Annotated in this window: 18 protein-coding genes and 1 tRNA gene; 10 read left to right on the top strand and 9 right to left on the bottom strand. The window is 65.8% G+C overall.

The window, feature by feature from the left end; translation table 11 throughout:
- Nucleotides 1–322: 322 nt before the first annotated feature.
- A complete protein-coding gene (locus IRZ30_RS07110) occupies nt 323–2,164 on the bottom strand; it encodes an MFS transporter (protein WP_294084200.1) in 1,842 nt (613 codons plus the stop codon).
- A gap of 467 nt (nt 2,165–2,631) precedes the next feature.
- On the opposite strand from IRZ30_RS07110, the gene IRZ30_RS07105 reads away from it, so the two are divergent.
- Nucleotides 2,632–3,342, top strand: coding sequence for a PLD nuclease N-terminal domain-containing protein (locus tag IRZ30_RS07105; RefSeq protein WP_294084199.1), 711 nt, complete (start codon nt 2,632–2,634; stop codon nt 3,340–3,342).
- 73 nt (nt 3,343–3,415) lie between these two features.
- Here IRZ30_RS07105 and IRZ30_RS07100 read toward each other — a convergent pair whose 3' ends face one another.
- The gene (locus tag IRZ30_RS07100; protein WP_294084198.1) at nt 3,416–3,943 is read right to left on the bottom strand and encodes a DUF1269 domain-containing protein; all 528 of its coding nucleotides are present in this window, start codon (nt 3,941–3,943) and stop codon (nt 3,416–3,418) included.
- Nucleotides 3,944–4,143: 200 nt separating this feature from the next.
- The gene (locus IRZ30_RS07095; RefSeq protein WP_294084197.1) at nt 4,144–4,737 is read right to left on the bottom strand and encodes a hypothetical protein; all 594 of its coding nucleotides are present in this window, start codon (nt 4,735–4,737) and stop codon (nt 4,144–4,146) included.
- 391 nt (nt 4,738–5,128) lie between these two features.
- Between IRZ30_RS07095 and IRZ30_RS07090 the strand changes: the two genes are divergently transcribed.
- Both IRZ30_RS07090 and IRZ30_RS07085 read left to right on the top strand, forming a co-directional pair.
- The gene (locus tag IRZ30_RS07090; RefSeq protein ID WP_294084196.1) at nt 5,129–5,527 is read left to right on the top strand and encodes a hypothetical protein; all 399 of its coding nucleotides are present in this window, start codon (nt 5,129–5,131) and stop codon (nt 5,525–5,527) included.
- A 182-nt stretch (nt 5,528–5,709) separates the two neighbouring features.
- Nucleotides 5,710–6,258 (top strand): LURP-one-related family protein, encoded by a 549-nt coding sequence (locus IRZ30_RS07085; protein WP_294084195.1) that lies wholly within the window; start codon nt 5,710–5,712, stop codon nt 6,256–6,258.
- Between the two features lie 104 nt (nt 6,259–6,362).
- Here the strand turns inward: IRZ30_RS07085 and IRZ30_RS07080 are convergent, their stop codons facing one another.
- From IRZ30_RS07080 to IRZ30_RS07065, 4 genes are all read right to left on the bottom strand, one after another.
- A complete protein-coding gene (locus tag IRZ30_RS07080; protein ID WP_294084194.1) occupies nt 6,363–8,456 on the bottom strand; it encodes a glycogen debranching N-terminal domain-containing protein in 2,094 nt (697 codons plus the stop codon).
- Nucleotides 8,453–8,827: an SCP2 sterol-binding domain-containing protein gene (locus IRZ30_RS07075; protein ID WP_294084193.1), complete on the bottom strand. Its 375-nt coding sequence runs from the start codon at nt 8,825–8,827 to the stop codon at nt 8,453–8,455. The genes IRZ30_RS07080 and IRZ30_RS07075 overlap by 4 nt, the downstream gene beginning before the upstream one ends.
- 494 nt (nt 8,828–9,321) lie before the next feature.
- On the bottom strand, nt 9,322–9,999 hold the full coding sequence (locus tag IRZ30_RS07070) for an SHOCT domain-containing protein (protein ID WP_294084192.1): 678 nt from the start codon (nt 9,997–9,999) through the stop codon (nt 9,322–9,324).
- A 161-nt stretch (nt 10,000–10,160) separates the two neighbouring features.
- Nucleotides 10,161–12,842 (bottom strand): LuxR C-terminal-related transcriptional regulator, encoded by a 2,682-nt coding sequence (locus IRZ30_RS07065; RefSeq protein WP_294084191.1) that lies wholly within the window; start codon nt 12,840–12,842, stop codon nt 10,161–10,163.
- 546 nt (nt 12,843–13,388) lie between these two features.
- Between IRZ30_RS07065 and IRZ30_RS07060 the strand changes: the two genes are divergently transcribed.
- Nucleotides 13,389–14,708: an AI-2E family transporter gene (locus tag IRZ30_RS07060; protein WP_294084190.1), complete on the top strand. Its 1,320-nt coding sequence runs from the start codon at nt 13,389–13,391 to the stop codon at nt 14,706–14,708.
- An 18-nt stretch (nt 14,709–14,726) separates the two neighbouring features.
- Complete coding sequence (locus tag IRZ30_RS07055) at nt 14,727–16,007, top strand: SPFH domain-containing protein (RefSeq protein WP_294084189.1); 1,281 nt, start codon at nt 14,727–14,729, stop codon at nt 16,005–16,007.
- Nucleotides 16,008–16,146: 139 nt separating this feature from the next.
- Here the strand turns inward: IRZ30_RS07055 and IRZ30_RS07050 are convergent, their stop codons facing one another.
- The gene (locus IRZ30_RS07050; RefSeq protein ID WP_294084188.1) at nt 16,147–16,980 is read right to left on the bottom strand and encodes a hypothetical protein; all 834 of its coding nucleotides are present in this window, start codon (nt 16,978–16,980) and stop codon (nt 16,147–16,149) included.
- A gap of 530 nt (nt 16,981–17,510) precedes the next feature.
- Here IRZ30_RS07050 and IRZ30_RS07045 point away from each other — a divergent pair.
- From IRZ30_RS07045 to IRZ30_RS07025, 5 genes are all read left to right on the top strand, one after another.
- Nucleotides 17,511–18,008: a mitofilin family membrane protein gene (locus IRZ30_RS07045; RefSeq protein WP_294084187.1), complete on the top strand. Its 498-nt coding sequence runs from the start codon at nt 17,511–17,513 to the stop codon at nt 18,006–18,008.
- A 253-nt stretch (nt 18,009–18,261) separates the two neighbouring features.
- The gene (locus IRZ30_RS07040; RefSeq protein ID WP_294084186.1) at nt 18,262–18,495 is read left to right on the top strand and encodes a hypothetical protein; all 234 of its coding nucleotides are present in this window, start codon (nt 18,262–18,264) and stop codon (nt 18,493–18,495) included.
- A 448-nt stretch (nt 18,496–18,943) separates the two neighbouring features.
- Entirely contained in the window at nt 18,944–19,372 is a 429-nt protein-coding gene (locus IRZ30_RS07035) for a DUF6325 family protein (RefSeq protein WP_294084185.1), read from the top strand.
- A 42-nt stretch (nt 19,373–19,414) separates the two neighbouring features.
- Complete coding sequence (locus IRZ30_RS07030; protein ID WP_294084184.1) at nt 19,415–19,786, top strand: SHOCT domain-containing protein; 372 nt, start codon at nt 19,415–19,417, stop codon at nt 19,784–19,786.
- Nucleotides 19,787–20,789: 1,003 nt separating this feature from the next.
- The gene (locus IRZ30_RS07025; RefSeq protein WP_294084183.1) at nt 20,790–21,716 is read left to right on the top strand and encodes a hypothetical protein; all 927 of its coding nucleotides are present in this window, start codon (nt 20,790–20,792) and stop codon (nt 21,714–21,716) included.
- A gap of 121 nt (nt 21,717–21,837) precedes the next feature.
- On the opposite strand, the gene IRZ30_RS07020 is transcribed toward IRZ30_RS07025, so the two are convergent.
- Nucleotides 21,838–21,910: transfer RNA gene (locus tag IRZ30_RS07020), tRNA-Gly, on the bottom strand.
- Between the last annotated feature and the right edge of the window lie 24 nt (nt 21,911–21,934).

Genomic DNA, 21,934 nt, shown 5'->3' with positions numbered 1-21,934 from the left:
GGGATGGCCCGCGGGGCGGGGGCGGGGGCGGGGGCCTCCGCCGCGGCCCGGGGGCCACGGCGTGGGATGCCTTTCGCCACCTAACCTACCCCGGGCACGCGCCACGGCGTGGGAACCTTTCCACCACCAACCCCATAGACGGTCGGTAGCCGCCCGACGTGGCTCAGGCAGGCTGGACGTGGAGCGGCCGGTGTGCAGGGTCATTTCGCCAATAACCGTTAGCCCCGGGCACATGCCGCCTGGCAAACGCCCATGCAATTCGTCAACGTTCATATCAGGTGCGCGCAACCGCGCCAGTAGGAATGCGCGGCTGCTGCGCCGCTCAGCCGCCAGGACTCGGCTGCTTGGCCGAGGGCTGGCCGGGTTCGGCGTCGGGGCCAGACGGGCCGGAAGCGGCGGGCGGAGCAGGTGCTTCAACCATCCCGCTCGCGCGCTGCTCGGCGGTGCGCCGTGCCCGTCCTGGGATGAGCAGCGCGCCGATGAGACCCACCAGGCTGGCGATGGCCAGTGACAGCATCGCGTAGCCGAGCGCTCGACTCCGGGCCGTCGCATTGATGCTGACGACCTCGTTGACGACGTTCTGTGGCTGGCCCTGCGTCAACTGCTCGATCTGCTCGTTGCTCATCGCCGACATGTTGTTCTGCTGCACGTAGGTGTTGATCTGCTGCTGCTGCTGCGAAGAGAGCACGGTGCTCTGGTCCGCGCCGCGGGTGATGCCGGTGACAAGGGTCGATACCAGAATCGCTCCGGCCATTGCGACGCCGAAGGATGAACCGAAATTGGACACGCTACGGGAGACGCCGGAGATGTCGGCCTGCTCCGCCTCCGTCGCGGACGACTGCACGACGTTGACGGATGCCGGCATGATGATGCCGACGCCCGAGCCGATCAACAGCAACCCGGGGATGAACCAGAGCGACGAGCCGTTCGGGTCGACCAGAAGGAGGATGGCGGCGATGCCGGCTTCGGCAACGAGGAAGCCGGCGACCAGGATCCCCTTGGCCGGGAACTTCTTGGCGAGCTTGGCGGAGCGCCGGGAGAAGAAGAGGACGCCGACGATGACGGGTATCATCATCAACCCGGTCTGGATCGCGCTAAACCCGAACGTGACCTGGAGGAAGACCGAGACGACGAACCCGATCCCGCTGGAGAGGAGCCACTGGGCCGCCTGGGTCGACAAGCCGGTGGCCGCGATGCGATTGAGGACGACTCGCATACGCACCAGCGGTTCCCCACCACGTCGCTCCTTGTACCGCTCGAACCACGCGAAAAAGACCAGCAGCGCGAGTCCGATCAGGATCGCGATGATGGACGGAGAGATCTGACCCTGTTGTAGCAGCACCGTGCTACCGACCGAGAAGTCCTGCCGCGCGGTAATGAGGCCGTAGTTGCCGACCAGCAGCGTGCCGGCGATGATCCCTGTCATGCCGAGGCCCGAGAGGATCGCTCCCGGGACGTCAAGCTTCGGCTTCGGGCCTTCAAGCCCGGGGTCTACGATTCGTCCCCGCAGCATGACGATGATCACGACCACGAGCGTCTCGAGGGCAAACGACAGGCGCCACGTGACCGCGGTCGTGATGATGCCCCCGAGCAGCGGGCCGCTGGCGCTACCACCTGCCGCCGCGGCCGCGATTGCGCCGAATGCCGCAGCGCGTGCCTTGAGATCCGTGAAGCTCACGGTCGCGAGAATGTAGATCGGTGGGATCATCAGGCAGGAGCCGATCCCTTCGAGAATCGACCAGCCGAACCCCATGACCAGGATCGTCGGCGACAACGCCGTGATGAGGGCTCCCGTCCCGTAGGTGATCACGCCGATGTTGAAGATCCGGCGACGCCCAACGATGTCTGAGAGCTTGCTGCCGGTTATCATGCCGGCCGCCATGACGAGGGTATAGGTCGCCATGGCCGTCTGCACGCCGGTGACGGTCGTATTCAAGTCGTTGGCGATCGTGCTGATCGCGGCGTTCATGCTCGCGGTGTCGTAGGCATTCAGGAACTGCGCCATGAGGAGTGGCAGCAGAATCCGCTTTCCGGGGAATGCCGCGGCCGACGACACCGCGTTCGGCAGCGCCTTCACGTCCTCGACGGTTCCAGCCACGCCTTCGTTGAGCGCCGCCGGTACGGCGGCCAGACCCGCCGGTTCCGGGGTGGTGTTACGTGCCATGCCACTGCTCCTCGCCTGGTCGCGTCGTGCCAATCCTGGTCCGAGTGAGGGAAACGCCCCACAGTCGTGCTGATCCCGCTGGGGGTCGTCGTGTCGGGACACACAGGAGAAGCCGGTCGCAGCAGGCGGGGGCCGCCCCCGGTGCATTTCCCATGGAACACCCGGTTCAAGGCGCGGTCATCCTCCGCATAGTCGTAGGCCAGGGATGCAGGCGCACCCTCGAACTGGCAGCACCGCGGCGCTCCCGGGGGATTGATGCGCGTTTGACCCGCTTGGGCGGTACGTGAGCGTCGGAGCACGCCCCCTCTCAGTTCGGAGGTGTGGACGGATGCTCGGCGGAGGTACGACCGTGAAATGCGCCCTGCCGATGGCGTGCATCGGGTCTTAGGCTGCGTATAGTGCGTCTTGGATCGACGAACGAGATGGGCGGCTGCCGGAGTACCGGCAGTAGGTTGATCGGCACGGGTATGGGTCTGGCGTTCTCTGGCCTCAACTCCACCATCTGGAACACGGCCATCGTCGTGCTCGTCGTTATCCCCTTGACGCTCCTCTGGCTTGTGTCTCTGGGGGATACCGTTCGGCGGCGTGACCTCTCACGCGGCGAGAAGGTCCTCTGGTTGGTGGCGCTGGTGCTGTTCCCAGTCATCGGCACCCTGATCTACGTCTACCGTCGGCCGGGGTGGCGCGCGCAGGCGCGGACGCTGCGCGAAGGTTCATCCATCGCGGACAGTCGCGCGTTGGCGGTCGCGACCCTGGACGACTTTGCCTCGACCGCCGTGCTCGCGCAGGAGTCGCTGGCCCAGAGCGTAGAACTGCTCGACGAGGTAATCCGCACTGTGTCGGGTGCGAAGTCGACGGCAGGCCGTTCCGTTCCGCTCACGCACGTCCGGCCCTTCGGGCTGGTCGAGAATCGGCTGGGCCGCCTTACCGTCCGGATGCGATCGCTGCGGGAGGGCCTGGTGCGGATGTCGGCCGCGCTCGGCACGAACGCGGACGATCTGCAGCGTCTCGCACGCCAGATCGAGACGATGAGCGTCGTCAGCGCCGATGGGGTAGCAACTCCGGATGCGCCGGCATCGGAAGCCGTCCGCGGGAAAGCCGACCATCCGAACGGAGAGGCCTCCGCACCAGAGCCCGCCGCGGGCGACTTGGAAGTGCCGACCCAGCAACACCACTAGTCCATAGTCCATTGGCCGGGCGTCGGGCCAGGGGGTGTGAACACCCGACGGCCAGGACGGCGACCGCGGCCAGTTAGCCTTCGACGTTGGGGCTTTCGCTCGGCACGCTCGGTGACTCTGCCAGCGTGGCTGTGGCGTTGGCGTCAATCGGCTCGGTGACGATCATCCCCTGGTAGCCCTGGAGCGCCCTCGTGACCTTCCGCACCGAGTCGGCGTGAGCCAGGACCAGTACGGCGACCTGACCCGGCTCGAGGCTCTGCGCGAGTCGGTCCAGTTCGTCGGTCTTGATCCCGGTGTCGCGCAGTTTGCCTAAGAGCGCACCGAGCCCACCACCGACGAGGATGCTCGCGATGAAGCTGGGTGGGAAGATCAGCCCCAACGTCCCCATGATGACCGCGCCCCGGCGGGCGCCCTTGCGTCCGGTCAGCGCCTTGGTCTCCGTAACCTCGAATTTCCCGTCGTCCGTCTTCACGATCATGGCAGCGTCGGCGATCTGGATCGTCCTTCCCTTCTTCATCGCCTGAATCGTCTTGAGGATCGTGTCTCCCTGTTCGTACGTGCCGTAGCTGGCGGCGATAAGCTGATAGGATTCGTTGCTCACCGCGGTGCTCCGATCAGAACGTTGCGACAGCCGAGCGATTCACCGGCGGTGTCTACCTCGATTGGACATTGCTGCCAATCATCGGTGGTGCGCTTGCCGGGTCACGGGACGAGTTGCGGTTTCCGTCGGATGGGTGCCGGCACCTGCCGGGCCGGCTAGGAGGCGGAGCCGTGCCCGAGTGCTCCTCCCAGAACTCCGCTCTACCACCGGGCCAGTTTGTACAGGAGGCCCCGTCGCTCTCCCTCCCAGGAGAGCCGAATGGTGTGTGGAAAACGCGGCCCGCCGATCGCCCACCGCTGGAACACGAGGAAGTTGATTTGCTGTACCGACAACCCCGTTTCCAGCAGCCCGGCCAGCTCCAGTGGTGCCGTCGGGGCGCGGTCAAGTTGCCCTAGCGGCTCCCCAAGCATCTCGTGCAGACGCCGATCGCGCCCCGCGACGCGCGAGATGGTCGGTTCGACCGGCCGGGCGTCCACGTTCGGTAACGGGTCGGCAGCCCGACAGGCGGATTCGGTGGCGCCCACCTCCCGGTCGCTCCGGGAATCGTGCGCCCGAGTCTCGTCGTCACCGGCGATACCGTCACCGGGGCTATGCCGGGCCTGCCGCTGGTTGTTGCCGGGGTTGAGTCCGTGTGTCGCTCGCGCCACGATGTGGATCAGGCTGGCCGTAAACGCCCGTGCCGCCTCTGCCGCACCCGCGAAGAGCCGGTGCCAGGCTGCTGTCCCCTCCGGCAGATCAGCATGCTGGTCCGGGGCACGCGTGCGACGCTGTGCGGCCGACTCGTCAACCCACATCCAATGCCCTCCTTCGTTCGGCGCGGTAGCCGGTTCGCATGAACACGCGGATCGCTGCCTCGCCCATCGGGTGAGTTCCGTTGCATCTCGCAGCCATCGCCATGGGTCTCCCACACCAACGTGTCATGCAATGTAGGTCCGGCGATGGTTCCGCGACACGTTCGACAGGGTGTAAGTCAGGGGCGTAAGCCTGCGGAACAACTGACTGCCCATCGTCAGGCGCGAGTCGGGGATCCGCCATGCATGTCTCGGTGAACGCCCGACGCGGCCGTGCGCGTGTGGCGGAGGTACTACCGGAAGCTGCGACCTCGTGGTTGATCACCGGACACGTGGGTGTTTCTAGGCTGGAGAGAGACCCGAGCCAGACTTCGGCACCGAGAGGAGCTGTCCAGTGTTCGAATCGGAGAAGACCCCTTCGTGGGCAAGGGGGTTCGTCCTCTTTGCCGCCGTGATGCTGATCATCATCGGCGTCTTCCACGCCTTCAACGGTCTGTCCGCGATCCTCGAGGATGCCTTCTTCGTGGTGACGCCCAACTACCTGTTCAGCATAGACGTCACCACGTGGGGCTGGCTCCACCTTATTCTCGGCATCATCGTCCTGCTCGCGGGCGTCTATCTGCTGCGCGGGAGCCTCTGGGCGGTGCTTGTGGGGATCGTCGTCGCCGGAGTTAGCGCCATCCTCAACTTCCTGTCCATCCCGTACTACCCGTTCTGGTCGCTCTTGATCATCGCCCTGGACGTGGTCGTCATCTGGGCACTGGCGACGCACGGGCGGGACCTTGCGACCTGATCGGGGAGCGGTCCTGCTGGCACGGTTGCGGTCGGTCGCCGGGCTTGCACCCGAACGGCCCGGCGCGCTCGGTCGCACGTGCGGGAAGTCCAGATCCGGCGCGGCCGGGAGTGGAACGGGTGCTACGGGACGACCCGCGATAAACCTGCCAATGACGCGTGACGATGACTCGGAGGGAAACGATGATACGGCGACGACGAGAGGAACGAGCTGAGGAGTCCGGCTCCGCAGGGGCTGCTGACGGGCATCGCTATCAGATGCGCCAGCGCTTGCTCTCCATCGGGGACGACTACTGGATCGAGAACGAGCGGGGCGAGCGCGTCTTCAAGGTGGACGGCAAGGCTCTGCGCGTCCGGCAGACGCTGATCTTCGAGGACGCACATGGGCGTGAGCTCTGCAAGATCCAGGAGCGGATGCTGCGTATCAAGGACAGCATGGAGATTGAAGGACCCGGCGGCGACCGCGTCGCGATGGTCAAGAAGGCCTTGATCACGCCGCTCCGTGACCGCTGGGTGGTCCGCGTCGCCGATGGGCCCGACCTCGAGGTGCAGGGCAACATCCTCGACCACGAATACCATATCGGCGATGGCCGCGACCGGGTCGCCGAGGTGTCCAAGAACTGGTTCCGGGTTCGGGACACCTACGGCGTGGAGGTGGCACCGGGCCAGAACGACGCCGTGATCCTGGCGGTGACGGCGGCGATCGATCAGATGGCCCACCCGGCCCGCTGATCCGGGTTCGGACCGGTCGCCAGGTTGAGCTGCATGGGGCGCCCCGCGGGTGATGACGGCCATCAGGGGCGTCCCCCGCGGGGCTCTCCGTGCGAGTGAGTAGGTTAACTCGACGAGGTGGCTGCATCCTCCAGCCGCGGCTGAAGCTGCGGCGGTTTGATGTCCACGCGGCCTCGACCGAAGGCGTCGATGCGTCCCCAGCGCCCGGGGATGTCCAGCACCTCCAGACGGCCGATGCCGACGGGGAGCGCCGGGTCGACGGTCAGATGGTCGCCGATCGGCTCGAGGCCGAGCATCGTCCGGATGAGGAGCAGCGGCGTGCCGGTCGACCAGGCCTGCGGGCTGCATGCGGTGGGATATTGGACCGGGTACTTCGTCAGCGACCGTTCGTAGCCTCCGAACGCCTCGGGTAGGCGCCCGTCGAAGATCGCCGCTGCATCAAGAATCCCGGAGGCGATTTGCGCCGCCTCATCCTTGAAACCGTACCGCCGTAAGCCCCACGCGATAAACGAATTGTCGAACGGCCAGATGGTGCCGACGTGGTAGCCGATGGGGTTGTAGCGACCTTCCCCTTCGGCCAGTGTGCGAACTCCCCAGCCCGAGAAGAGGCGCGGACCCACGAGGTGGCGTGCGATTGCGGGCGCCCGCGCCTCGTCGACGATGCCGCTCCAGAGCAGGTGTCCAATGTTCGAGGACAAGGCGTCGACCTGCCGGCCGTCAGCGTCGAGCGCCAGCGCGTAGTACTCGCCGTCCGCAACCCAGAAGTCGCGATTGAAGCGGCGCTTGAGTTCGTCCGCTTCGCTCTCGAGCTGGTCGGCGTATTCGGGGTCGTTCCAAACCGCACGCGCCAACCGGGCGCCGCGCATCTTGGCGTCGTAGGCGTATCCCTGGAGCTCGCAGGTCGCGCGCGGAAAGCCGGGCAAGTCCCCATTGTGGTAGGAGATCGAGTCCCAGGAGTCCTTCCAGCACTGGTTCTCGAGGCCGGTCTCTTCGTTGCGGCGCTCGTAGGAGATGTACCCGTTGCCCAGCCGGTCGCCGTATGCGTCGATCCAGTTCAGTGCGGCGCGTGCCTCGGGCTCCAGGGCGCGGACGAGGTCGGTGTCGCCTGACCAGCGCTCGTACTCGTCGAGCAGCACCACATAGAGCGGCGTCGCGTCAGCGGTGCCGTAGTACGGTGAATGCGGCCGCTCTTCGAATGCCGTCATCTCGCCGTAGCGCATCTCGTGGAGGATCCTGCCGGGATCCTCGTCGCGGAAGTCATCGACGCGGCTCCCCTGCCACTGCCCGAGCACGCGGAGGGTTGTCGCGGCCAGCTCCGGCGTGAACGGCAGCGCTTGCAAGCTGGTGAAGATGCTGTCGCGGCCGAACATGGTCATGAACCATGGCAGCCCCGCGGCCGGCAGGCTCTGACCCTTGGCGATGGTGGGGGAGAAGCGGAGCGCGGCGAGATCGACCAGGCTGCGACGGTAAATCGCCGTCAACGGCTCCCAGTCGCACACGACCCGCGGCGCATCGTCGAGCCACCGTCCCAGATCCTGTTGCATGCTCGGACGGGGACGGCTCTCGTCTTCGACGTATTTCGGTTGGATGCGGGTCTCACCGAAGCCGATCAGTGTGGTGACGACGTCGACGTCGGTCGACCAGGCTTCGTGTGGCTCGATGTGGACGGTGTAGGTCAGGCCGTGCTCGTCAATCTGGGCCGGCTCCGACGAGGAGATGGCGGTTTGTCGCTTGAACGACCCGCGCTGGTACCCGAGGATCAGCCGTCCATCGTCGACCCGCCGTGTGTACGTCCCGTGCTTCTTGAGCGCGTCCTTGACCTCGAAGAGATCGGCGAAGTCGCTGTCGGCCTCGATCCGTACCGTGACGTCGACCGGCGTCTGCTCATGATTGATGAGCGTAAGGGACTCGTGGAAGCCGTCGCCGACTGCACGCTGGCGGATCACCGAGAGTTTGGCGTCCACGTACACGGTTCCGGTGCCGGGGACGAGGAAGAAACGCGTCTCGAAGTACTGGAGATCGTCGGTCGAAAGCGCGTTGAGCCGCTGGCCATCGATGGTCAGAACCCAGCGTGAGAGGAAGCGCGTGTCGTACGAAAAGAGGCCGGTCGGGTCGGAAAGCGACGCCTCGATGTCGCCTCGCTCGTCGCTCACAGCGAAGGTGTTTCCGTCAAGGATCTTGATCAACCCGTCTGTCATGAGTGCGCCCTCTCGGTGTCGGTCGCGGCGGAGCGGCCGCTCGAGTGCTGCCGTACGGGGAAGAGCCGTTGGAAGAGCACGAGCATCCCGACATCGCCCTGAATTCCGAGGTCGCCACGCAGCAACGCGACCAGAAGGGTCGTGTCGCCGCTGGCGATGTCATCGAAGATCGCTCGCCTCGCGGTCAGGACGCAGTCCGCGTCGGTATCGTCTTTGGTCACGGCGACAGCGCCGTGCGTCAGCGCCACTCGGAAGTGGTCGGTTCCCTGGTCTTCCTGGAGGTCGAAGCGGACCGAGCCGGTGACTGTCTCCAGCGCCGGCACATGCCCGCGATGGCCGAGTTGATTGAAGAAGGTTTCGCTCGCATCCATGCTTGCCTACCGCTCCTCTCGATTGTGGCTGGAGTCGGCTCCGCGTCGTCGCTCCTTGGGAGACGCGGCCGACCTTTGATCGGCATGTTCGTGGCTTGACGTCGGGAGGATCACTGACTGAGCAGCGACCGCGTCCGGTTTGGAATCCGGACGCGGCTGCTCGTCTCCCTGGCGACGCCTTCCCGCACCAGTGTCGCGGTTCCCTCGCGGTCAAGCGTCATCCGGGAGGTCGCAAACCGAAGGTGTACATGAGTGTCCGCACCGGATGTCGAAGCTCGACCGGCCGTCGAGTGCCGGCCTTCGACCATCCAACGCTCCGCGAGGTGGTCTATCCCCGACTAATCGGCGCTGGCGGCTCACGGTTGCCTTCGGCCCGGTCATGGTCGTGATGGTGGGGTTGTCGTTGGCGTTCGGGAGACGGCGTGCTCCTGGAGGGCGCGATGAGCGCGTAGGATCCGGTGACGTGCGCGCCGGTCGCGGCTCGTCACACACCCTTACGGGGCGTCAGCGTCGTGGTCGTCGGTGGCTTCTCCCAGCATGGCGTTCGCGATGCCCGGGTGCAGCATGTGTCTGGTGCAGATCATGTAGCTCTGAAGGTGACTGACCACCTCGTCCGCTTCCTGGCTGTGGACCACGGCGATGATCGCCGCCTCCCCTGGTAAGACGCGGTTGCCCATCGCACGCAAGTCGTATGCATCAGCCTGCCATCCGCGCAGAGCATCGACCGACGAATCGCGGGGCGGCCCCGGTTCGACTCCGCTGACCAGCGAGGGGGGAAACATCACCCTGGCGATGGTACCGATCGCGGGCCGGTGCTCCCCGCTCTTGCTGGTCACCGACGACCCGTAGGCGGCGACGCGCACCACACCGGACCGTTCGCGTGCGAGCACTGCCGCATCGACAATCCCGGCGATGACATCCTGGTTCAGCATCCCGAGCTGATCGAATGCGCTGCGGGCATCGGTCTCGGTGGCGTACGTGGCCACGATGAGCTGGAGCGGGCTGGCACCGAGGTGAGGCCGATTGACCTCTCTCAGGATCCGTGCCTTCTCCCGCGCAAACTCATCGTCGCTCACCTCACCCATCTCATGGCGCAGGGCAAGATGCTCGAGTTCCCGGTACCAGTCCGAGCCGGGCGTGTCGCGCTCTGGGTCGGATGGTATGTGTGTCATCACGTCCGACATTTCTTGGAGGTTCGTGGTGAGACAACCCTCAGGGTTTTCCGGCAGGTGCGTGCGCCGGCCGGAGCGGCGCGTCGAAAGGGTCTCCATCTCAGGGTAGGATGGTGCCTGTTCGCGGACACGACCCCTGCGGTCGCAGCCGCGGGGTGTATTCAGCGTGAGTCCGTCAGCGAGTCACCCTCAATGGCGGTCGAGCCCTTTGGTCGTGCCAGCAACCCGAGGTGTCGTGCCTTCTGGACGGCTGCGGTGCGCGTCGACACGCCGAGCTTCCCATACAGGTTGGTGACGTGGCGCTTGACCGTCGAGACCGAGATGTAGAGCTCGTCAGCGATCTCCCGGTTGGCAAGCCCGACTGCGATAAGCCGCAGGACTTCCATCTCACGCGGCGTGACGCCTTCGATCAGGTCCGGGTGGAAGAGCTTGGCGGTCTCGGCAGGGGTTTCCCCCATCTCGGTCAGCAACCGTTGGATGTGTGCGGCGGCAGCTCCGGACATACCCCGGCGCTGCGCCACCTTGAGCAAGCGCACCATCGGGAGCCCCTCCCTGGTGAAGGTGCGGAGGATCCCCCTCGCCTCCGCCAGGGCGAGTGCGCGATCGAGCGCGGCGACGGCCTTGTCCAGCTCGAAGAGCTCCTGGTATCCCAGCACCAGGCTCACGAGGATGGTGATAACATCCGCGACTCGACCGTCGGTGTCTGCCGCGATGAGCAACCGCTCGAGCAGACCGATGGCATCATCGACCTCGTCCTGGGCCATCAACACGCGGGCGTACACCAGATGCTCCCGCAGGCGGACGTAATCTGCTGGGTCATCCGGAGCGAGGTGGGCGTCGTAGGTCCACTTGTACGCCGTCCCGAAGTGGCCCTGGGCGAGTTCGATCTGCGCCACGAGCGCCGCTGCCTCGCGCGCGATGCGTTGGTTGCCGCTCTCCGTTGCTAAGCGGCCCGCCTCCTGCGCGTCCTCGATCGCGGCGTCGAGCGCGCCGCGGGCCCAATCGACCTGTGCTTGAAGGAGGTGGAGGTGTGGCCACCAGACGCGCACGACGGATCGCTCGAGACTCGTGCGACTCTCATCCAGTGAGCGCTGCGCCTCATCGAGTCGATTGCCCTCGAGGTCGATTTCAGCGAGCGAGAGCAGCGCGAGCCGCCGGTCGCTCGGATAGATGGTCGTCGCCGCGGCCGCTTCCTGCAGGAGGTCGTACGCGTCGGCGAGTCGCGCCACTTGAATCAACACCCGCCCGAGCTCGACCGTGGCCGCCTGAAACTGGAACGGCGTATCTGGGCGGCGCGCGAACTCCCGAGCCGCGACCACGACCCGCTCCGCCTCGGCCGCGTGACCCAACAGGCGCAGCCCCGACGCCCGGAGAACGCGCGCCAGGGCGTTCATCACGTGGAGCACGCGCATATGGCTCAACATCGGATCGGTCGCCGCGTCGTCCTCGGGCTGGTGTTGGTCCGCGAGACGGGTGAGCAGATCCGCGCCGTGCTCCGCCTGCCGGATCAGGGATATCGGGTCGTCGGAGAAGCGCGACCGCTGCGCGCCGGCGATCGTCGCGCTTGCCAGCGAGAGCAGATCGCCTTGCGCTTCCGCTACGTGCTCGGCGCGCGCGATCGCCTGTTCGGCCTCACCCAGGTCGCCGATTCGCACCAGGCACCAGGCGTAGCGGCTGGCCAGGTCGGGATCCGCGTCGAGCAGGCCGGGTGGGAGCGCGCGGAACCAGTTCGCGAGTTGCCCGAGATCCTCTCGCTGCATCGCCGCATCGACGATCGGGCGCATCATAGACGCGGCCTGATTCCAGTCGCGGCCGGTGATCGCCGCGGAGACGCCTTCGCCGGTCATCCCCTGCTGTGCGAACCAGACGCTGGCTCGTCGGAAGATCTCGAGGCGGGCCGCTTCGTCCAACTCGACGGCTGCCCGCGAACGCAGGAACTCCCGAAACAGGTGATGGTAGTGGAACCAAGTCGCCTGCTGGTCCAGCGGGATGATGAACAGGTTCGCGCGCAGCACCCGTTCGAGCAACGGCAACCCCGACTGCCCGGTGATCGCCTGGTAGAGGTCGGCACTAAAGCGGTCGAACAGCGCGGTCCGGAGCAGGAATCCCTGTACCTCGGGTGGCTGCCGCCAGAGGACCTCTTCGAGCAAGAAATCTTGCAGCAACCGCGACGACGTCTTCATACGCTGGAGGAAGGTCTCGTCGCTGGTTGCCCCTTCCACCAGGCTGAGCGCCGCCATCTTGAGCCCGGCGATCCAACCCGCGGTGCGCTCATGCAGTGTGTCGACGTCCTGCTCCTCGAGCGCGATCCCAAGACCGGCGAAGAACGCGGCGCTTTCATCGGGCGTGAAGCGGAGCTCGTCGATGCCGATGACCCTCAGTTTCCCGAGGACGCGCAATCGCGCCAGCGGGAAGGGTGGTTCATGCCGGCTGCTGATGATGAGGTGCAGGTTTTCCGGCATGTGTTCGAGCAGGGCTGTCACCACCGCGTGGACCCCGGGATCGTCGATCACGTGGTAGTCGTCAATGACCAGCGCGAATGGGTCTTCCGCCTCGGCAATGTCGTTGAGCAGCATCGTGGCCAACTTGGCGGGGGTGGCTGTCCGTAGCCGCGGATCCATGGGGTCGAGGCGGGTAAGTCCCGAGTCGATCTCACGGATGGCGCCGATCACGTACGCGGTGAAGACGGCCGCGTGATTCTCGCTGGAGGAGAGAGCGAGCCACGCGACGGGCTGCGTACTCTGGGCGGCCCATTGGGCGAGCAACGTGGTCTTGCCGTAGCCGGCAGGGCCGACGAGGAGCGTGACCGTATCCTGGCGGTCTCCGTCTAACGCTGCGAGCAAGCGCGGTCGGTTGACATATTCGCCACGGGGAGCCGGTGGACGCAACTTGGAGGTCAGGAGCGGACCCCAGTCCCAATGGGGCAGGAGCGGGGACACGCGTAGCTGAGCGATCTGCATAGTATGAATACCCTTAGCCGGTACGTGCGGTGCAAGGTCACGAGGTGCGGTGCCGACGAGGCCCCTACCGGATCGGGGCGTCACCGACGTGTGCCTTCGGAGTCGGCCACGTCATGGGAAGGGGGAGTATCCAGGTGCCGCCGGCAACTGGGGGTGTTCGGCCTCCACCTTCGCTCCTCTACGCTGCGCTTCGGTTTGTTCCGAGGCGCGCAAACCTCGTGCCGTCAGGATCGCCCCGCGCCTCCCAGGGACAGCGCACGTCGTCGCATTCCGTTCCCCGTACTGATTACGACCGACCGCTACGACCGCGTGGGGGTCTGAGTCCGCGGGCGCACCGCGTACGATCCTCTAACGAGGGGCGATGTGCTGGCCGACGCGGTCGTCCGTGCTTGCCATTCGGCCGGTGTTTCCTTGCGGAGAGGCGAAGGCATGGCAATCCAGACGCAGTCCCAGACGGAGCCTGCCGTAGATGCGCGGCTCGCTGCGGCACAGAGCCGTGCGGCGCGCCAGTGGCGGAAACTGGGCGCCCAGGTCCGCTCCTTGACCCCCGGCGGCATCGCCCGGTTCGTGATGGTCGTCGGTGCAACTGTGGGCCTCGTCGCGCTGTTCCGGGCGACGTGGCCGGCGACCTTGCCCTTCGTGATCGGTGCGGCCTTTGCCTATATCCTGCTTCCCCTCGTCAACGCGTTCGACCGCGTCATGCCTCGCGTCGTGGCCGCGACGCTGTGGACGCTGTTGCTGGCGGGGTTGCTCGTCGGGGTAGTCGTACTCGTGCTTCGTCCGCTCGTCATTGAGACAGTGGGCGCGTACCGCGGCGTGCCGTCACCCGAGGCGCTCAATAGCTTCGTCGATCGCTTCAATGGGCTGATCGCAAGCTGGCCGGTGCCAGTGCAAACATTCGTCCGTGAACAGTTGCAGACCGCACTGCTGAACGCGCGGGCGGAGCTCCAGCAGGCCATCGGCGGGTTCGACCAACTCGTGATCCTGGTTGTCCGGGGCGTCATTCAGACCATCGCCCTTGTCCTCGGCATCCTGGTGCTGCCGATCTGGCTGCTCCTGGTGATGAAAGATCAGCGGCAGGCGGGGACGGCCATCAGCCGGGCGCTTCCCGACTGGATGGAGGGCGATTTCTGGGCCGTCTTGCGGATCGTCGATCGGGCGCTCGGCGCCTATCTGCGCGGGCTGGCAGGGCTGGGGTTGTTGATCGGGATCCTGTTGTTCGGCGGGTTCCTGCTGATGGAACGAGCCGGGTACGAGGTAACCCGCTATCCGCTCGCTCTGGCCACCCTTGCCGGCCTCTTTGAGTTGATCCCGACCTTCGGCCCAATCGCGGTGGGGGTGGTGATCCTCCTGACGGGCCTACGTACCACGCCGGAGATTGCTCTGGCGGCGCTGGCCGTGTACCTGGGAGTCCGGTGGCTGGCAGGGCGCCTGGTCACGGGGCGCATCCAGAACCGGGTGATCAATCTGCATCCCGCTCTTCTCGCTATCTTCCTGGTGTCTCTGGCGCGACTCGGCCTCGGCTGGGCTCTGCTCGCCGCGCCGGTCGCCGCCGTGGTGCGCGATCTCTTCCGCTACACCTACGGCCGGCTGAGCGACCCGCCCCGCCCGGCGGGAGTGCTTCCGGGCGAAGTGCCCTCCGCGGCGGAGGAGGCGATTGCCGCGGAACCGGCTGGCGCGCGCGTGCCGCTGGTCTACCAACGCACGCGAGCTCCGAGCCCGTCATCGGAACCGGGTGCGCCGCGATAACGCCCGAGAGGATTCCTCATGGCTGCCGAATCACCGGTCGACAACGTCATGCCCCCGTCCGCTCAGCAACTCGTGCAGGTGAAGGTACCGCTCGAGGATGCGGCAGACGCCTTTGCCCAGCGGGATGCCCGCGGGCGCATCCCGATCGTCATCGTCCCGAGGCGGTCGCATCACGTGCGCAACGATCTCCTCGCCCTGGCGGCGGCCGTGCTCGTCTTTGGGCTCCCGACGGTTATCGTGGTCCTGGTGATCGCGTGGCTCGTGCTGCCGGTGGTGCTCATTGCCGCGCTGTTGGTGGCACTGGCCGTCTACCGATCATTCCTGGTCCGCATCCCCGAGGGTGCGAACGGCCTGCTCTCCCGCGGCGGGCGGTATACAAGAACGATTGGCAGCGGCACGTATCGGATGGCTCCGTGGATTGGCGTCTCCCACCTCGTCACCCGGCGCGAGATCCCGTTCGACGTGCCAGTGGTCGAGTCGCCCACCCGCGAGAATGTCCGGGTGACGGTGGATACTCTGGTGACCTTCTCGATCGAGGAGCCGCACCGCTTCGTCTTCAACATCTCGACGGATGACTTCGACCAGGTGCTCCAGGCATCCTGCCAGGAGGCGCTGCGCGCGGTCATTCGCCAGGCCACGGTCGAGGAAGTGCTCAACTTCACCCAGCGCGACACCGACGACCTACGGCAGATGATCGCACCCGACATGGAGTCGTATGGGGTGCGCATCCAGAAGATTAAGATCACCTTCGCGCAGCCGCCGGCTGCCTTCATTCAGACCCAAGAAGAGCGGCAACTGACCGTGCTCCAGCGCGCGGAGCAGGCAGAGAAGCAGGCCCTCGCTCAGCAACGTCAGACCGAACGGGATACGCTCGACCGGCAGGGGATGCTCGCACGCATGCACCGCGAACATGAGGAACTGGAGATCCGGCGGGAGATCGAAGAGGCTCGACAGGGACTGATCTCTCTCCAGGCTGCATCCGAATCCCTGCGACTGGCGAAGCTGGACGAGCGGCTGCAGCAATTCCCACGCGCGGCCGCGTACGACTGGGATTCGGTTCGGATTGACGTCGCCCGCGCCCTGGCCGGCAACACGCGGGCGATCCTCAACATCGGACGGGCCGACGATATCAGCCAGGTGCTCATGGTGCGGGACGCTCTCGTGGAAGGCGCCCCTGTGCAGCCGGCGCCGGCGGATCAGCCGCAGGTCGGCGCGGGGGCCAGCCCCGGTATCACCCCGCCCGCGCAGCCTGCCCAGGCGCCCGCGGCCGCCGGCGGCGCAGGGAGTGCCGGGGACTGAGGCCCGGCCGCCCACAGCGTTGGCAATGACGCACGGGCGGGTGCCGCTCGGGCACCCCTCCACCGGTTGGCCGTCTCAGAGACCGGGCAGGGATCGCCTTCCGTGTGCGCACCTGGTCCGGTGCTGCGCGGGCCAATGCCTAGTCCCGCGCGACCAACCCGCGACGCCGCCAGCCGACGACCCAGGCCACCAGTCCCACCAGAAAGAGGATGGCGGACTGCACCAGGAACTGGACGGCGAAGGGTCGGTAGACGCCGCTGACGATGGTTTTCGCTGATGCATCCGGAACCTGGCTGATGAACCCCAGCCCCAGGATCAAGATCAGGATGCCTGAGGCGACGGCCGCGCTCATCACCGCGAGGGCAGCGCGCCGCAGGCCGAGCGGCCAGCCCGGGCTGCCCCATGTGAGCAGGGCGAGAAGGCCGACCCCAACGACACCCGAGACGATGCCGGCCCACTGGATCGCGTTGACGTACGGTGCCAGGGACGGGATGTCGCGGCGTGCGAACAACTCGATCGTCACCGCTCCTCCGCTCCGCTGCACGGCGGGCGTCTCTCCCGGTGCGACTGCCTGCACGGTCCGCACGATCGCTTCCGCGGCCCGCGACTCGATCGTGATTGTCGGTTTCTCGCCAGTGATGAGCATCGGCTGGAGCTGGCTCGCGATGGTGCGCAACGCGTCCTGAAGCGCCGGAGTGCCGAGCAGGTCCGTCACGGCGTTGACCATGGCGTGTTCGACCACCTGGAGGACGGCCGGTCGATCCCCCATCAGCTTGTCGACGCTCTTCTGTGCGATGGCGTGCCGCATGTCCTCGTGCTGCAGCACGCCGACGGCGGTGTCGACGAAGCGCGACGCGTTGACGAAGCTGAGGTTGACCCAGACGGCGATGTTGGCTACGGCCAACAGGACCACGGCGATCACGATCAACATACGGAACGCCCAGCGCGGCCAGGCGTGGATCTGGGCTGACACCCCCGTCCGGCCACCCGCTGTCCATGGGGCACCCCCCGAATCTTTCGCGGTCACGGGCACGTCCTTCCCGGGCATCGCGCGTCTCACGGATCTCAATGCGCCCACGCTACCGTGCCGGCTGCCGGGCCTGATCAAACCCGCGGGTTCAATCGCGGGACGCAGGCTGGATGTGCGCGACGCCTCGTGTGCTGTGGAGAGAATCCGCCGTCCGTGGCGCCACGTTCATGCCAGGTCCGCATGGACCGCCAGTGTGACGCACCCCACGGGTTGGGCGTGGGTGGTCGGTGCCCGATGTTGTGACCGGCTGCGGTCTACACCCGAGGAATGCGACCGACTGCCGATTAGCCCGTGCTGCCGAGTCCCTAGACTAGTTCGCAACGTCTAGCGCCGGGCGATTCGTCTCATTCGTGTTGCATGCCGCGTCCGTGGCCGTCTTCCTGGAGACGAGGTTGACGACTCGCGGCGGATCGGACGGTACGCAACGCATCCATGCACCCGGCGCTGCGGGAATAGCAGAGGAGAAACGTGTGATGATCAGACGAATACTTGCGATCGTGCTCGTCGCGTTGATCGCGGCTGCCTGCGGCGGGTCCAGTGCACAGATGCTGTCTCCGACGACGACGTCGTCTGCTGGCGGAGGTATGTCCACATCTCCTCCGGCGGGCTCCCCAGGGGCCGGTTCGCCCGCGCCCGGAGCGTCGGCGTTCTGCACCAGCCTAAACTCGCTCCGCACGTCGTTCGCCAACTTCGCCGGCGTCGTCACCAGTGGCGACGTAACGCCGGAGCAGCTCAAGCGATCCTGGGACGATCTCAAGGCGAGCGTCGACCAGGTGCGCACTGCCACCACCGACGTGCGGAGCACCAGTATCGACGACCTGCGGAAGTCGCTCGACGAGCTCAAGTCGGCGCTCGACGACCTCAACAGTAGCAAGAGTGAGGACACCAAGGCGCAGCAGTTGCAGACCGCGGTGCAGGACGTCATTACGTCCTTCCGAGAGGCATCGACGTCGCTGAACTGTGAGCCCTAGCAACCGCCGTGGCTCCCGTCACATCGGTTTACGTGTCGGGAATCACGTGTGTGCACTGGTCGATGGCGGCGGCGTTCGAGGCGGTGAGGCCCTCCCATCGCTGCATGGGCTACACCCGCCGACTACTCCCGAAGGGGTGATGTGAACGGGTTGGCACCCGGCCTACAGTTCGCCCATGGATTCGCGTGTGTCGTTGGTGATTCCGCTGGCGCTGTCGACCGTGACGGCGGCGGGCTCATGAAGGAGCAGTCCGATGTCGGGCCTCGAATGGATCCTGTCCATCACATTGCTGACGCTCTACTTCGCCCTGTTGCTCACCGTCTGTATGCTGACGTTCCGCAAGGGGTACACGCTCCTCGGGATCATCGGCATCTTCTTCCCCATCCTGTGGCTGATCGGCGCGGTGCTGCCGGCCAAGGAAGGGTCGAGCTACTGGGTCCAGGAGGGCATGGCACGACAAGCGGCCATCGACGAGTACTCGCGGTGACGCTTCGTGCGATTCCGGCGGTCGCGCGCACCGGGCGACGCAGGGTGGCGTGGCCCGGCGATTCGCCAGGATCAGGGTACGGGTCGAACCGGATGCACGGTTCCGGATTCGTCCCGTGACCGTGTGGCGGATGACCGAGTGGTGTGGCCGGAGTGACGTGCTGCATGCACCACGCCGGTCCCGAGATCGTCGGAAGCACGACCGGAATCGACACCCGACTGCCATCCCGGTCCGTACCGCCGAGTACGGCACGCACCGCCTGACAGCCGAGTGAGGATCATCGTTCGCAATCGCGCTGCGAATCGCTGCCCTGCTCGAGCGGGGCATTCGTCAACGACCGGAAAACTGGTGTCCACCGGTTTGACCAACACCGCCATCCAGTACCGAATCAGGCGGCGGCGGGCTCGCGAGAACGACGCGATTCGCACGCAGGCGAAGGAGGTGACACATGTCGTACGGACCCGTAGACCTTGTCGTCGTCAAGTTCCCGGGGAATGTGTTCAATGGCGGGATCGGCCCTGCGCTCCGCGAGCTGACGGACCAGGGGACGATCCGTATCATCGACATCCTGCTGATGCGAAAGGACAACGCGGGTAACGTGACGACCACGGAGATCAGCGAGCTCGAGGGAGACGAGTTTGCCGCCTTCGACCCGCTCAGTGACGATGTCCCCGGCCTGCTCTCGACCGAGGATGCCGTGCAGTTGGCCGGCGCGCTCGAGCGAAACGAGTCCGCCGCGTTGATGCTCTTCGAGAACACGTGGGCCACGCGGTTCGTCGACGCGCTTCGTCGCGCAAACAGTGAACTCGTGCTGTACGAGCACATCCCGCGCGTAGTCATGGAGCAACTCTATGCGGCTGAACCCGAGACGCCGTGACGCGCGTGGAAACGTCCGGCGACTGCCGAGGAGGCACAACTGATGGTGAGACGTGGAATGGCCGGCCGGCGTGGACCCGGGGTGGTGCGGACGGCGGCGCGGACGGCAGTCATCGCCGGCACCGCGACCGCGACCTCGCGCGCCGTCAGCGGGCGGATGGACGACCGCGCAATGCGCCAGCAGCAAGAACAGGCGGCCGACGCCGCCGCGCTTGATTCCCAGGCGCAGATCGACGAGCTGCACTCCCAGCTCGAATCCTTGCAGGCCCAACAGGTACAGTCCGCAGCAACCCCGCCTGTTCCGCCCCCTTCCGATCTCATGACCCAGATCCAGCAGCTCGCCCAACTCAAAGACGCGGGCATGCTCACCGACGACGAATTCCAGGCCGCCAAGGCGAAACTGCTCGCAACCTGAGGCGATCCGCCTCCGCGGATGGTGAACATGCGGCGAACCTCGAGGTCACCTTCGGCAGGTGGCCTCGTTCATGTGGGACGGACGCCCAGCCCAGAGTCTTGTCGTGCGGCAATCCGCCACCCGGTCACGAAGTGTTGGTCCAGCGTCCATGGATCGCCCGACGCCCGGCGTTGTTTCACTGCCTTGTGGGTGCGCGCAGGTGACCCGGCGCTGCATGTCGCTCTGGTCAGCCAGGCTCGGGGTACGGGTCGTTCCGGCGCTCACCTCCAAGCTTTCCAACGCGATGGTGAGACAAACGGTGTTTGGGCTCAGCCCTGCAATGCCGACGCGCTTGTCCAGATTGCAGTCCCAGATTGGGTACACTGACCACCTATGGACTCTTGACCTGCCAGCCTCGGGGCGCGCCGATGTCGAATCGAACCGTAACGGGAGGAATATCCGCCGACCTTAGGTCGTGCCCCGTCCCTCGCACGTCCACCACCCCGGTTGTGGAAGGAAGGGTGCTGGCGAGCAGTGTGGCACGTGCCGCTTGCCAGCTCTCGGTGGCTCTGCTGAACCCACGTCGGGAGGACCGGGCACCGCGCCGCGAGCCATTCGTTTTTCTGAAAGTGATAACTTTGCCACCGTGATGTCGCCCGTCGCCCCGCGATGAGCACGTTGCATAGGGCACAGGAATGGTCAGGAAAGGGGTATCCGCGTGATACCACGCCGAGGATCAGCGAAGAACATCGTGATATTCGTGTTCATCGTGGCTGCTGTGACTAACTGTCGGCCGGCTGAACCAGCAGGGATCTCCACTCCGTCAGGTTCACCGCCACCGTCGCCGCATGTGTCCCCAGCAGAGACGGTGGTCGAACTTCCCGTGGCGTCGCCTACCGTGACACCGACACCGGCCCCGCCACCAGCCGTGGAATGGACCCACTATGTCGATCCCGTGTTGGGGATCGCAATAGATTACCCGACCGCGTGGGTGGTCGCTGAGGCCACCCCAGCGAATCCGCTCATGTTGGCGAGCAGCACACAGGTGTTGGGTGGCGTCTTTCCCGCCGGCAGCAGCGCGGTCACGATTCAGCAGTCGGGACCTCCTTCCCCGATGACAGTCGCCGAACCCATCCAGGTCGGTACTGACGGCTACCCAGGCCTTGTCAAAGTTGAGGACCGAAACGTCTACGGTAGCCCGAGCCAAGTGATCACGGTCTCGTACTCGGCGGCCGGTGCCGCGTGGACGATAACGGGCTTTTTCGCCAAAGCGGCCGACGGGTCCGTGCCGCAGGCCACCCTTTTTTGGGAGATCGTCGCCAGCATTGGTCATGTGCAACCGCCGGAACCCACCCCACAGCCCCAGCCGATGCCGGAATCGATCCTCTCTCCGGCATACCTCGACCCCCAGGCAGCTATTGTTCTTGCCCTCGAGGAGGTAACCGGCGTTCCATATTCCCCGACCAACCCCGGTGCTCAGCTTTATCTGGAACGCGCTGACCCCATCCGTCACCTCTACCACCTCGTGACAGCAGAGGTCGGCTTTTTCAACTCCAACACCATGGGCATTTATTCGTGGCTCGTCGAGTACATCACATGGTTCCAGTCGGCTGACGGCTATACCTACCTGAACGAATTGCGGGAGCACGCCTACGCCCAAATACGAGCTGCCATTTACGAACCCGAGAGCGATATCGGCCGGCGTGTTCGCGCCATCGAAGCTGGTTCCGACCCGGACTTTATCGCACCAGGGCCGTCTGCCTACTGGGTGTACCTCATCGAGCCCTACTGCGAAGCAGCTCTCGTTGCTGGTCCATTGGCGCGCGACGCCTGCCAAGCTCAGTTCCAGCGTTTGGTCGACAACTATGCCGTTGAGCAGCTTCGCGATCCCTACGCATACTCTGACTTCGGCGCCTTCCTCGCAAGTCAGGCTTATGAACCATTTCAGTGAGTGCGATCGGGCAGAAACAGGTCAGTGGGAGTTCTAGCGTCTGGATGTTGCGATCCAGCAGCCGGCGAGGCTGCCGACTGCGGGCACAAAGAAATCCCCGCCGGGGCGGGGATTCTGGCGGAGCGGGAGACGGGACTCGAACCCGCGACAGCCTGCTTGGAAGGCAGGAACTCTACCAACTGAGTTACTCCCGCATCGGTCGGGGTGAGAGGATTCGA

The organism is Sphaerobacter sp. (genome assembly GCF_019683595.1).
GTDB lineage: Bacteria > Chloroflexota > Chloroflexia > Thermomicrobiales > Thermomicrobiaceae > Sphaerobacter.
The sequence above is the reverse complement of the archived record's forward strand: the minus strand, read 5'-3'. Positions and strand labels throughout refer to the sequence as shown.